The sequence below is a fragment of the Actinomadura montaniterrae genome, assembly GCF_008923365.1.
Taxonomy (GTDB): Bacteria; Actinomycetota; Actinomycetes; order Streptosporangiales; family Streptosporangiaceae; genus Spirillospora; species Spirillospora montaniterrae.
Genome location: NZ_WBMR01000264.1, coordinates 1 through 11944, shown reverse-complemented (window position 1 = coordinate 11944; position 11944 = coordinate 1). Strand labels below are relative to the sequence as shown.

The following is an 11944-nucleotide window of genomic DNA, read 5'->3' as shown; positions in this document are numbered from 1 at the left end:
CCCCGTCCCGGCCAGGATCTCCGCCAGGTGCATCACCCGGACGCCGCCGCGCAGCCGCGACAGCGCGCCGCCGATGTGCGCCAGGCAGCCGTTGTCGACCGCGCACACCACGTCCGCGCCGGTGTCGCGGACGTGCCGGACCTTGTCCGCCACCATCGCCACCGACACGTCGGCGTTCTTCATCGCGAACGCGCCGCCGAACCCGCAGCACTCGTCCGCGGCCGGCAGCTCCACCAGGTCGAGGCCCTTCACCGCGCGAAGCAGCCGCAGCGGCCGGTCGGCGACGCCGAGGGTCCGCGCGGACTGGCAGGACGGGTGGTAGGTGACGCGGTGCGGGAAGTAGGCGCCGACGTCCGTCACGCCGAGCACGTCCACCAGGAACTCGGTCAGCTCGTAGACGGCCAGGTCCTCGGCGGCCCGGGCCAGCGCCGGGTCGCGGGCCGCCCGCGCGATCCGCGGGTAGGCGTCGCGGACGGCGGCGGCGCACGACGCGGACGGCGCGACGATCGCCTCGGCGCCGTCGAACGCGGCGGTGAACGCGCGCGCCAGGCCGGCCGCCTCGCGGTGGTAGCCGGTCGTCCAGTGCACCTGGCCGCAGCAGGTCTGCCCGGGCGGGTACGCGACGTCGTGGCCGAGCCGCTCCAGCAGCGCCGTCACGGCCCTGCCGGTCGCGGGGAACAACGCGTCGTCGAAGCACGCGACGAACAGCGCGACCCGCATACCGGCCTCACCCCCCACGCCTCGCAAAGCCCGGTCCCCCGGGGGACATCGTAGGGCGCCCGGAGGCCGCGTCCGGGGGAAACGATCGCAGACACCGACCGGAACCGGGCGCCCCGGTAAGGAAGATCAAACCGGCGGGAACGTTTCCGGGACGTCGGCGTGTCGTTCTTCGTCCGTTATCGAGCGTGAGGGACGCTATGCCTGGCACCTCGGGGTGAGGCGGGTCACAGATCACCGGTACTCCGGAACCAAAGGACAATCGTCCCAACGGGCTATGGCCGGTCCGCGCGAACCGTTCCACACTGGGGTGCGTCATAAAGGGAAAGCACCACCACCGACCAGTAGTTGAGACCGGAGGCACGCCGATGTGCCCGCACCAGCCGCCCTGTCCCTCGCACAACGCGCCCGACCGCGACGCCGCCAGGACGCTCGCCGCCCACCCCGAGCAGGGGTGGAGCCTGCTGTGCAACGGCGTCGTGCTCTTCGAGGACACCGGCGAGCTGCTGCCCGACGGAGAGGTCATCGCACCGCACCGGCCGACGGACCTGAAGGCGCCGTCCGCCGCGTGACCAGTCTCCGACGGGGGACTAGTTCGAACGGGTGATCATCCTCGGGGGCACGCCCGCCCGACCACGCCCTCTGGGCCCGCACCAGGGCCCAGGGGCGTACTGCTGTCCGGGCCCCGTCAGCGGCGGGACGCCCGCGCCGGCGCCGCCGCCCAGCGCCGCAGCCACGGCTCCACCGCCCGGCCCACCTCGCCGGGGTCCTTGTTCAGGTCGTGCCGCTCCCCCGGCAGCACCGTGACCTGCGCCGCGTCCGCCGCGTCCGGCACCCCGAACGGATCCCGGTCGCCGTTGACGACCAGCACCTCCACGCCGGCGCCGCGCAGCTCGTCCACCCGGGTCTTCTCCGGCTTCCCGGGCGGATGCAGCGGGAACGCCAGCGCGACCACGCCCGCCGCGCCGGCCGCCGTCGCCGTCCGGCACGCGACCCGCGCGCCGTTGCTGCGGCCGCCCTGCACGAGCGGGACGTCCCCGTACCGCTCCCGCACCACCTCGACGATCTCCAGCCACGCCTCGTCCTGCTTGACGGCCGAGCCGGGCGCGCGGCGCCCGGCGAGCCGGAACGGCTGCATGACCCGCGCGACGGCGCCGTCCAGCCCGAGCGCGGCGTCGCGGACGGCCAGCAGGTCAGGCGCGTCCACTCCCCCGTTCGACCCGTGCGTCAGGACCAGCAGGAACGCCGGGCGGTCCGGCCCGTCCAGGGTCGCCTCGGCGGGCCCGTGAGCCGTCTGGATCCGCATGACGCCACGGTACCGGCCCGGCACGCCCGGTGATCGCGTGGGGCACACTGGACGGATGGAGATCATGACCGACAGCGAATGGCGCGCCTTCGTCATGGCGGGCACCCGCACCGGCAAGGCCGGCGTCACCCGCAAGGACGGGACGCCGCACGTCACGCCGATCTGGTTCGTCCTCGACGGCGACGACCTGCTGTTCACCACGTACCACGAGAGCATCAAGGCGCGCGTCCTCGCCCGCGACCCCCGCCTGTCGGTGTGCGTCGACGACCAGGCGCCGCCGTACTCGTACGTGATGATCCAGGCGGAGGCCCGGCTCACCGAGGACCTCGACGAGCTGCGCAGGTGGGCCACCGTCATCGGCGGCCGCTACATGGGCGCCGACCGCGCCGAGGAGTTCGGCGAGCGCAACGCTGTGCCCGGCGAGTTCCTCGTCCGCGCCCGCATCACCAAGGTCGTCGCCCAGCGCGACATCTCCCACTGAGGCGGGCGCGAGGTCAGCCGCCCGGCCGCTCCGGCGGGGGCCCGCCCATCGCCAGCCGCAGCCGCTCGGCGAAGCTCTCGTGCAGCAGCGGCCCCCACGGGTACCCGTCCGGGACCCGGACGGCGTCGCCGATCACCTCGCCGGCTCCTCCGGCGGGCTCCTGCTCGCCCGCCTGCCGGACGGCGAGCAGCGCGTACATGTGGTCGAGGGCGCCGAACGCCTCGCCGGCGAGCGCGGGCAGCGTCCCGTCGGTGACGGCCTGCTCGACGACCGGCTCCCACCACAGGTCGGCGGGGTCGGCGTCCTCGTCGCCGAAGTCGCGGCGCAGCCGGGCCCGGACCTGGCCGGCGACGCCCGGGTCGGCGAGCCCGCGCCGCCACACCTCCCCCGCCTCCGCGCCGCGCCCGCGCAGCGGCAGCGTGCGGGCCAGCAGCTCCGTCGCGAGCGGCCCGACCTCCGGGTCGGCTGGCTCGGACGCGTCGCCGAGCGCCGCGCCGAACGCGCCGACGGCCTGGTCGAGGTAGGAGATGCCGAGCGCGACGGCGAGCCGCGCGTACGCGTAGGGGGCGCCGTCCCGGTCGATCAGCCGGAGCCCGGCGGCCAGCACCCGCTGCGCGCGGGCGGGCTCGCCGCGCTCCAGCAGCCGCTGGGCGAGGTCGTGCGCGGCGGGCGGCCCGTACTCGGGGTCGCCCGTCCCGATCACGGCCTCCCAGTGCTCGCGCGCCTCCTCGAACGCGCCCGCGTCGTCGGCGAGCCGGGCGAGGGCGAGGTGGGCGGGCGGCAGGTACGCCGGGTTGCCGAAGTCGACGACGACGCGCCACGCGGGCGCCGCCTCGTCGTGCTCCCCGGCCCGCTCGTGGGTGAGCGCGAGGTGGTAGGCGGCGCGGGGCCCGTACTCGGGGTCGCCGGTGGCGATGGCGGCCCGGTCGGCCTCACGGGCGGCCTCGACGTCCCCGCCGTCGTCCAGCACGACCGCGAGGCCGAGCGCGGCCTGCGCCCGGCACGGGGTGTCGCCGAGGGCGAGCACCCGTTCGAACAGCAGCGCGGCCTCGCGGGCCGCACCGTTCTCCGCGAGGCTCCGCGCCTCCTCGCACAACAGGGCCGGATCGTCGGCCGCGGACTCGCTCATCGGTCTTCTGCCCTCTGGGGGTCGGGGTCCGCCCAGAGCCTAGCGACCGGATACCGCCCCGTCCCGGCCGACACTCGAAAACCCCACCGAGATCACGAATCGGAGCGGCACGCCCCTCCAGACCTCAGCCAGCGGCCACGGGCAGGCACGCGGAGCGAGTGCAGCGAGCGCAGCGGCCCCCCCCCCCGCCGCCCGCCGGGGGGCCGGGGCCGCGCCAGCGGAGCGGGAAACGCGTCGTCCGTCGTGACGGGGGTTTTAGGGGGTCGCTCCCCTAATCTTCAAAGGCCTCCGGCGGGGGGCAGGAGCAGACGAGGTTGCGGTCGCCGTAGGCCTGGTCGATGCGGCGGACCGGCGGCCAGTACTTGGTCTCGCGGAGGGCGGGGACGGGGTAGGCGGCCTCGTCGCGGGTGTAGGCGTGCTTCCAGTCGTCGGAGACGAGGCAGGCGGCGGTGTGCGGGGCGTTCTTGAGCGGGTTGTCCTCGCGGTCGTAGCCGCCGTCGGCGACGCGCTGGATCTCCCGGCGGATCTCGATCATGGCGTCGCAGAACCGGTCGAGCTCGGCGAGGTCCTCGGACTCGGTGGGCTCGATCATCAGGGTGCCGGCGACGGGGAAGGAGAGCGTCGGGGCGTGGAAGCCGTAGTCGATGAGGCGCTTGGCGACGTCCTCGGCGGTGATCCCGGTCTCCTTGGTGATCTTGCGGAGGTCGGCGATGCACTCGTGCGCGACGAGGCCGTTGCGGCCGGTGTAGAGGATCGGGTAGTGCGGGCCGAGGCGGGCGGCGAGGTAGTTCGCGCCGATGATGGCGCCCTCGGTGGCGGCGCGCAGGCCGTCCGGGCCCATCATCGCGATGTACGCCCAGGAGATCGGCAGGATGCCCGCGGAGCCCCACGGGGCGGCGGAGATCGGGCCGACGCCGGTGCCGGCGGGGCCGGCCTCCTCGCGCAGCGGGTGGTTCGGCAGGAACGGGGCGAGGTGCTCGCGGACGCCGATGGGGCCGACGCCGGGGCCGCCGCCGCCGTGCGGGATGCAGAACGTCTTGTGCAGGTTGAGGTGCGAGACGTCGGAGCCGAACTCGCCGGGGCGGGCGAGGCCGACGAGCGCGTTGAGGTTGGCGCCGTCGACGTAGACCTGCCCGCCCGCCTCGTGGACGGCGGCGCACACGTCGGTGATCGACTCCTCGAACACGCCGTGCGTGGACGGGTACGTCACCATGATCGCGGCGAGCCGGTCGCCGTGCTTGGCGATCTTGGCGTGCAGGTCGTCGAGGTCGACGTTGCCGCCCTCGTCGCACTTGACGACGACGACGCGCATCCCGGCCATGACGGCGCTGGCGGCGTTGGTGCCGTGCGCCGAGGACGGGATGAGGCAGACGTCGCGGTGCTCGTCGCCGCGGGAGGCGTGGTAGCCGCGGATGGCGAGCAGGCCCGCCAGCTCGCCCTGCGATCCGGCGTTGGGCTGGACGGACACCTTGGCGTATCCGGTGATCTCGGCGAGCGCGTCCTCCAGCTCGCCGATCAGCTCGACGTACCCGGCGGCCTGGTCGAGCGGCGCGAACGGGTGGACGTTTGCGAACTCCGGCCAGGTGATCGGCTCCATCTCGGCGGTGGCGTTCAGCTTCATCGTGCAGGAGCCGAGCGGGATCATCGAGCGGTCGAGCGCGATGTCCTTGTCCTGCAGCTTGCGCAGGTAGCGCAGCATCGCGGTCTCCGAGCGGTGCGCGTGGAAGACCGGGTGGGTCAGGTAGGGGCTCTCGCGGCGCAGGCCGTCCGGGACGGCCTCCTGCGCGCCACCGGTCTCGGCGGGCACCCCGAACGCCTCGAGGACGGCGGTGACGTGCTCGGGCAGCGTCGTCTCGTCGCAGGCGACGGCGACGTGGTCGGGGCCGTCCGGGCGCAGGTTGACGCCCCGCTCGCGGGCGGCCTCGACGACCTCGGCGGCCCGGCCCGGGACCTTCGCCAGGACGGTGTCGAAGAACGCGCCGTGGACGACCTCGACGCCGCCGGCGCGCAGGCCCGCGGCGATCTCGGCGGCGCGGCGGTGCGTCCGCTGGGCGATCGCGGCGAGCCCCTCGGGGCCGTGGTACACGGCGTACATGCTCGCCATGACGGCGAGGAGGACCTGCGCGGTGCAGATGTTGCTGGTGGCCTTCTCGCGGCGGATGTGCTGCTCGCGGGTCTGCAGGGCGAGGCGGTACGCGGTGGCGCCGTCGGCGTCGACGGACACGCCGACGAGGCGTCCGGGCAGCTGCCGCTGGATGCCCTCGCCGACGGCCATGTAGCCGGCGTGCGGGCCGCCGAACCCGTAGGGGACGCCGAACCGCTGCGCGGAGCCCACGGCGATGTCGGCGCCGGACTCCCCCGGCGGCCGCAGCAGCGTCAGGGCGAGCAGGTCGGCGGCGACGACGACCTTCGCGCCGCGCTCGTGCGCCTGCGCGGTGAGCGGCTCCAGGTCGCGGACGGCGCCGGACGCGCCCGGGTACTGCAGCAGGACGCCGAAGAAGTCGCCGTCGGGCAGCCCTTCGGACAGGTCGGCGACGGCGACCTCGATGCCGAGCGGGATGGCGCGGGTCCGCACGACCTCGATCGTCTGCGGGAGCGCGTCGGCGTCCACGAGGAAGGTCCCGGGCTCCTTGCGCTTCGACACCCGGTGCGCGAGCGCCATCGCCTCGGCGGCGGCGGTGCCCTCGTCCAGCATGGAGGCGTTGGCGACCGGCAGGCCCGTCAGGTCGGACACGACCGTCTGGAAGTTCAGCAGCGCCTCGAGCCGGCCCTGCGAGATCTCCGGCTGGTACGGGGTGTAGGCGGTGTACCAGCCCGGGTTCTCAAGCACGTTGCGCAGGATCACGCCCGGCGTGATCGTCCCGTGGTAGCCGAGGCCGATCATCGAGGTGAGGACGGTGTTGCGGGACGCGAGCTCGCGCAGCCGGGCCAGCGCGGCGGTCTCGCTCAGCGCGGGCGGCAGCTCCAGCGGCCGGGACGTGCGGATCGCGGCCGGGACGGCGTCGTCGATCAGCGCCTCGGCGCCGGAGTAGCCGATGGCGGCCAGCATCCGGGCCCGCTCGTCCGGGGACGGGCCGACGTGCCGGTCGGCGAACGTGGAACGGGGGTGCTGCGGCGAGGCCACGGGGGCGAAGAACTGGGCGGTCATGGAGAGCCTCCTGGCTGCTGCGGTCGCTCAGGGCCGCCGCCGGCAACGGGCCGGCGGCCGGTCTCCCCCTCTGTCATCGGCACCTGAGAGCTTCCCCCGCCAGGCGGGATTTCCCCTTCGGTGAGCCGCCCCTCCCCGGTCAGGGGGATCGGCGCCTGCTTTCCAGAGGTGCCTCGCCCGCGCGGTCCTTTTGCCTGAGAGGTTCCGGGGAGGTTGCCCCTTCGGCGCCCCACGCTGGCCGCATGGGGTCTCTCCCGCGCAGGGTCGACGGCATGTCCGGAACAAACCCTACCCAACCCTCGGCCCGGCGATCGTCGGGCGCCCCCGCGAACCGCCGTATTGTCGGCGCCGGCCGCCGCGCGGAGCCGGGGTGATGGACGGTCCGGGCATGTACCGGCAAGTACGATGTGCACAGCTCACCGGGGCGGCCGCGGGCCGGGCGCGCCCACCGGGCGGACGGGGCGCCGCGCCGTCCGCACGGCGGACCGGGGGGCGCCGTTGGACGGCGCGCCGCCGGCCCTGGGACGCTGATCAGGATGGCGGACGGTCAGGGCGGCGGTACGGCGTGACACAGACCCACGGCGGGGCGGTGCGCCCGGCGACGGGCGCGACCGCCGGCGTCCCCGTGGACGAGCCCGCCCAGCCGGACCGGATCCGCCGGTCCGCGGACGCGATCAGGTTCGGGGTGTCCTGCGTCGCGCTGGCCGTGGTGATGCTGCTGGTGTCGATCGCCCAGCAGACCACGCACGGGCTGCAGACCGACATCGCGCAGGGCACCGCGCACGCCCCGCGCCTGCTGCTGTCGTTCGCCACGCTGGCCTCCAGCTTCGGCGTGCTGACCGTGCCGATCGCGTTCGCGGTCGAGCGGCTGTTCCGCAAGGACGGCATGCGGGTCGCGATCGCGTTGCTCGCCGCCGTGATCGCGTTCGGGATCACCGTCGGGCTGGACGACTGGGTGACGAGCGCGGCGCCCGGCGGGGTGCTGGACTCGCTGATCTGGGGCGGCACCACGACCGCGCCGGTGCACACCGACATCGCCCCGGTGATCGCGTTCGTCACGGCGGTCGGGATGGCGGGCCGGACCCGCTGGCAGGCGGTGACGTGGACGCTGATCGGGCTGGCCGCGCTGACCGGGCTGACCGCGTCGTACGCGTCGGTCGCCGCGCTCGCCGCCACCTACCTGCTCGGCCGGGCGATCGGCTACGGCACCCTGTACGCGGTCGGCACGCCCAACCCGCGGCCGACCGGCACGACGGTGGTGTCCACGCTGGAGCGGCTCGGGCTGTGCCCGCGCCGCGCCGCCCGCCTCGACGACCCCGGCGACGCCGGCGCGGACCGCCGGTACGGCGTCGTCCTCGACCGGGACGACGCGGGGTGCCGCGCGCCGGGCGAGCGGCGGCCCGGCCGGTGGGATCTGGAGGTCCGGGTCCTGGACCGCGACCAGCAGACCGCCGGGCTGCTGTACCGGATGTGGCGGACGCTGCGGCTGAGCCGCACCACCACGGGCCGGGCGCTGCGGCCGCTGCGCCGCTCCCTCGAACTGGAGTCCCTGATGGCGTACGCGGTGGCCGCGGCGGGCGCGCGCACCCCGCGGCTGGTGGGGACGTCGGAGGTCGGCACGGAGGCGGCGCTGCTGGCCTACGAGCACGTGCCGGGGCGGCGGCTCGGGGACGTCCGGGACGAGGAGGTCACCGACACGCTGCTCGCCGACGTGTGGCGGCAGTTCCGGCGGCTGCAGGAGGGACGGCTCGCGCACCGGCGGCTGGAGGAGGACGCGATCCTCGTCGGTGACGACGGCCGCGCCTACCTCACCGACATGCGGTCCGGGGAGATCGCCGCCGGTGACCTGGCGCTGCGGCTCGACCTGGCGCAGCTGCTCACCACCGTGGCGCTGCGCGCGGGCCCGGAGCGCGCCGTGCGGACCGCGGCGGCGGCGCTCGGCGAGGACGCGCTGCCGGCGGCGGTGCCGCTGCTGCAGCGGGTGGCGCTGTCGCGGTCGACGCGGACGGCGCTGCGCCGCGACCGGGAGCTGCTCACCCGGATCCGGGAGCAGATCGTCGCGCTGAAGCCGGAGACGGAGGCGGCGCCGGTCCGGCTGGAACGCTTCCGGCCCCGGACGATCTTCAGCATCGTCGGCCTGTCGGTCGCCGGGTACATCGTGATCCCGCAGGTCGGCAGCCTCGACTTCGCCCACCTGCTGTCGACGGTGACCTGGCACTGGCTGCTGATCGCCCTCGCCGGGTCCGCCGCCACCTACCTCGCGGCGGCGTACATGCTGCTGGGGTTCGTTCCGGAGCGGCTGCGGCTGGGGCGGACCGTGCTGGTGCAGGTCGCCGCGTCGTTCGTGCAGCTGGTCGCGCCGGCCGCGGTCGGCGGCGTCGCGATCAACACCCGGTTCCTGCAGAAGTCCGGCATCCGCTCGGGCCTCGCGGTCGCGAGCGTGGGCGCGTCCCAGCTGGTCGGCCTCGTCGTGCACGTGCTGCTGCTGGCGCTGTTCGGCTTCCTCACCGGCTCCACCCACAACGCCACCAAGGACCTGGCGCCGTCCCGCACGATCATGATCGTGGTGCTGGCTCTGGGGCTGGCGGCGGGCGCGGCGCTGACGATCCCGCGGGTGCGGCGGTTCGCCACGTCCCGGCTGCGGGCGATGTTCTCCGGGGTGGTGCCGCGGCTCGTGGACGTCCTGCAGTCGCCGCGCAAGCTCGCCACCGGCCTCGGCGGGACGGTGGGGCTGACGGCGGCGTACGTGCTGTGCCTGGACGCCTCGATCCGGGCGTTCGGCGGGTCGCTGCACTGGACGGCCGTCGTGGTGGTGTTCCTGACCGCCAACGCGGTCGGGTCGGCGGTCCCGACGCCGGGCGGGCTCGGCGCCGTCGAGGGCGCGCTGACGCTGGCGCTGACGATCTCGGGGCTGACGGCGGAGACGGCGACGTCCGCGGTGCTGCTGTACCGCCTGCTGACGCTGTGGCTTCCGGTCCTGCCGGGCTGGGCGGCGTTCGCCTATCTCCAGCGGAAGGAAGCGATCTGAGGGGGACGATCCCTGGGGGAGTTTGGGGGGAGTTCGTGCCGGAGGGGGTCAGCCGGTGCGGCGGGCGCGCCGCCGGTTCGCCAGCTCATCGTGGGGGTGTTCGAGAGGGTCCAGGTCGTCGGTGGCGGCGCGTTCGCCGGGAAGCTCCGCCAGGCTCCCCTCCACCTCCTGCCACACCCGTCCGAGCGCGATCCCGAACACGCCCTGCCCGCCCTGCAGCAGGTCGACGACCTCGTCGGCGGAGGTGCACTCGTAGACGCTCACCCCGTCGCTCATCAGGGTGATCTGCGCGAGGTCCTGGACGCCGCGGTCGCGCAGGTGCGTCACCGCCGTGCGGATCTGCTGCAGCGACACCCCCGTGTCCAGCAGCCGCTTCACGACCTTCAGGACCAGGATGTCGCGGAAGCTGTAGAGCCGCTGGCTGCCCGACCCGTGCGCCGCGCGGACGCTCGGCTCGACCAGCTTCGTGCGGGCCCAGTAGTCCAGCTGCCGGTAGGTGATCCCCGCCGCCGCGCACGCCGTCGGGCCGCGGTAGCCGACGTCCTCCGGCGGTGCGGACACCTGCGTGTCGAAGAGCAGGCCCTGCTCTCCGGCGCGCCGTGACGCCATGTGCCTGTCGGGGGTCGCCTTGCCCTCGCCGCTGCTCACCGCCACGCGGACCTCCGGCTTCTATCAGCCCGTGGCGCTTCGTCAAGGGGGTTTGACGAATTACACCACGGGTGTTCCACCAGCACGGTAGGTGCCGGTCAGGGTGTGGTCAACGTTCACCGTCGGCGCGTCGCATGCCCGGATGAACCGGCTTCACGTGGGCAAACTGCGCACCTCGGCCGCCACCGCACTCCTACCCCGATGGTCGCCCCTCGGAAACTGCCAGGTCCAGGGCAATGCAAGACCAATCGCGGCACGGCATGACCTTACACGCCGAAGTGACATTCCCCACTTCGCCCCCAAGCCCGGCCCGCACCGCTCCATCACACAGCGTAACCGATGCCCGGTCGAAGACGCGGGACCCCGCGGCGCGGCGCGGCCCTCGTGCCCGCGGCCTGCGTGTCCACGGCTTGTGTGCGCGGCTTTTGTGTGCGCGCGGTCCTTGTGCGCGCGTCCGTGCCGTGCGGGCGGTCAGCCGGCGCGACCGAAGTCCTCCGGGGAGATGGTGTCGAGGAACTCGCGGAACTTCTCGACCTCGTCCTCCTGCTCGTCGGGGATGGCCACGCCGGCCTCCTCGAGGACGTCCTCGCTGGCGAAGATCGTCGCGCCGGTGCGCAGCGCGAGCGCGATGGAGTCGGACGGGCGGGCGCTCACCTCGACGCCGTTGGAGAAGACCAGGTCCGCGAAGAAGATCCCCTCGCGCAGGTCGGTGATGTTCACGGTGCGGAGCTGGACGCTGAGGGCGTCGAGCACGTCCCGGAACAGGTCGTGGGTCAGGGGGCGCGCGGGCAGCACGCCCTGCTGGGCGAAGGCGATCGCGGTCGCTTCGACCGCCCCGATCCAGATGGGCAGGTAGCGCTCGCCCTCCGTCTCCTTCAACAGGACGATGGGCTGATTGGAGGGCATCTCGACCCGGACGCCGACGACCTCCATCTGCTTCACTGCGGCTCCCTGCTGGTCGACGCTGTCTCGATCACCACGTGCACCGGTCGGATCCTCGACGAACCCTGTAGCCCAACGTACACCCAGGCTCGGACAGGGTGGCGCGGCGGCGGGGCGGCAAATGCCTCCGCGGCCCGCGCGATCAGGGGTCGAGGCTTTCGCGAAGTCCCGCGGACAGCAGGGCGGCGTGCAGCCGGACCGACAGCGCGGCGATGTCGCGGGCGGTCTCGGCGGCCTGCTCGTGCGCGCCCGGGCTGCGCCGGCGCAGCTGCGGCGCGACCATCTGCTCGATCAGCCCGGCCTGCCGGTCGGCGGCGGCCTTCGCGGCGCGCAGGTGGCGGACCTCGAAGCCGTGCTCGCCGAGCGCGGCGGCGGCGCGGGCGACGGTGAGGGCCTCGCCGTCGTAGTGGGTGCCGTTGCGCCGGACGAGGCCGTACTCCTCCAGGTCGCCGAGCAGGTCCTCGCCGATGCCGGCGCCGTCGAGGAGCTGGCGGCGGGTCAGCCGGACGGCCGGGTCGGGCGCGTCGGCGCCGGCCGCGACCAGG

Annotated in this window: 9 protein-coding genes, 1 pseudogene and 2 riboswitches; of the genes and pseudogenes, 3 read left to right on the top strand and 7 right to left on the bottom strand. The window is 74.5% G+C overall.

Annotation, left to right across the window (positions count from 1 at the left end; genetic code table 11):
* The coding region (locus tag F9B16_RS44385) for a (Fe-S)-binding protein (protein WP_151546286.1) at window positions 1-720 on the bottom strand (720 nt) is incomplete at its 3' end.
* Window positions 721-1085: 365 nt separating this feature from the next.
* Between F9B16_RS44385 and F9B16_RS44380 the strand changes: the two genes are divergently transcribed.
* Window positions 1086-1289 (top strand): DUF5999 family protein, encoded by a 204-nt coding sequence (locus F9B16_RS44380; protein ID WP_151546285.1) that lies wholly within the window; start codon window positions 1086-1088, stop codon window positions 1287-1289.
* A 116-nt stretch (window positions 1290-1405) separates the two neighbouring features.
* Here the strand turns inward: F9B16_RS44380 and F9B16_RS44375 are convergent, their stop codons facing one another.
* Window positions 1406-2023 carry an alpha/beta hydrolase family protein gene (locus tag F9B16_RS44375; RefSeq protein ID WP_151546284.1) on the bottom strand — a complete coding sequence of 206 codons (618 nt, stop codon included), beginning with the start codon at window positions 2021-2023 and terminating at the stop codon, window positions 1406-1408.
* A 55-nt stretch (window positions 2024-2078) separates the two neighbouring features.
* Between F9B16_RS44375 and F9B16_RS44370 the strand changes: the two genes are divergently transcribed.
* A complete protein-coding gene (locus F9B16_RS44370; protein ID WP_151546283.1) occupies window positions 2079-2504 on the top strand; it encodes a PPOX class F420-dependent oxidoreductase in 426 nt (141 codons plus the stop codon).
* A 13-nt stretch (window positions 2505-2517) separates the two neighbouring features.
* On the opposite strand, the gene F9B16_RS44365 is transcribed toward F9B16_RS44370, so the two are convergent.
* Together F9B16_RS44365 and gcvP are read right to left on the bottom strand one after the other, a co-directional pair.
* Window positions 2518-3633, bottom strand: a complete 1116-nt coding sequence (locus tag F9B16_RS44365) for a tetratricopeptide repeat protein (protein ID WP_151546282.1) — start codon at window positions 3631-3633, stop codon at window positions 2518-2520.
* A 271-nt stretch (window positions 3634-3904) separates the two neighbouring features.
* Complete coding sequence (gene gcvP, locus F9B16_RS44360; protein WP_151546281.1) at window positions 3905-6781, bottom strand: aminomethyl-transferring glycine dehydrogenase; 2877 nt, start codon at window positions 6779-6781, stop codon at window positions 3905-3907.
* A gap of 60 nt (window positions 6782-6841) precedes the next feature.
* Window positions 6842-6953: riboswitch (glycine riboswitch) on the bottom strand.
* Window positions 6954-7048: riboswitch (glycine riboswitch) on the bottom strand.
* Window positions 7049-7346: 298 nt separating this feature from the next.
* On the opposite strand from gcvP, the gene F9B16_RS44355 reads away from it, so the two are divergent.
* Window positions 7347-9809: a lysylphosphatidylglycerol synthase transmembrane domain-containing protein gene (locus tag F9B16_RS44355; RefSeq protein WP_225992491.1), complete on the top strand. Its 2463-nt coding sequence runs from the start codon at window positions 7347-7349 to the stop codon at window positions 9807-9809.
* 48 nt (window positions 9810-9857) lie between these two features.
* Here F9B16_RS44355 and F9B16_RS44350 read toward each other — a convergent pair whose 3' ends face one another.
* The 3 genes and pseudogenes from F9B16_RS44350 to F9B16_RS44340 all read right to left on the bottom strand — a co-directional run.
* Window positions 9858-10463 carry a MerR family transcriptional regulator gene (locus F9B16_RS44350; RefSeq protein ID WP_151546280.1) on the bottom strand — a complete coding sequence of 202 codons (606 nt, stop codon included), beginning with the start codon at window positions 10461-10463 and terminating at the stop codon, window positions 9858-9860.
* A 465-nt stretch (window positions 10464-10928) separates the two neighbouring features.
* Window positions 10929-11399: a bifunctional nuclease family protein gene (locus tag F9B16_RS44345; protein WP_151546279.1), complete on the bottom strand. Its 471-nt coding sequence runs from the start codon at window positions 11397-11399 to the stop codon at window positions 10929-10931.
* 142 nt (window positions 11400-11541) lie between these two features.
* Window positions 11542-11944 (bottom strand): annotated as a pseudogene (locus F9B16_RS44340) (MerR family transcriptional regulator); the annotation flags it as partial.

Bases quoted from the DNA above. Each gene is read 5' to 3' on its own strand.
- F9B16_RS44380 (WP_151546285.1), top strand. From the start codon at position 1,086: ATGTGCCCGCACCAGCCGCCCTGTCCCTCGCACAACGCGCCCGACCGC.
- F9B16_RS44365 (WP_151546282.1), bottom strand. From the start codon at position 3,633: ATGAGCGAGTCCGCGGCCGACGATCCGGCCCTGTTGTGCGAGGAGGCG.
- gcvP (WP_151546281.1), bottom strand. From the start codon at position 6,781: ATGACCGCCCAGTTCTTCGCCCCCGTGGCCTCGCCGCAGCACCCCCGT.
- F9B16_RS44375 (WP_151546284.1), bottom strand. From the start codon at position 2,023: ATGCGGATCCAGACGGCTCACGGGCCCGCCGAGGCGACCCTGGACGGG.
- F9B16_RS44370 (WP_151546283.1), top strand. From the start codon at position 2,079: ATGGAGATCATGACCGACAGCGAATGGCGCGCCTTCGTCATGGCGGGC.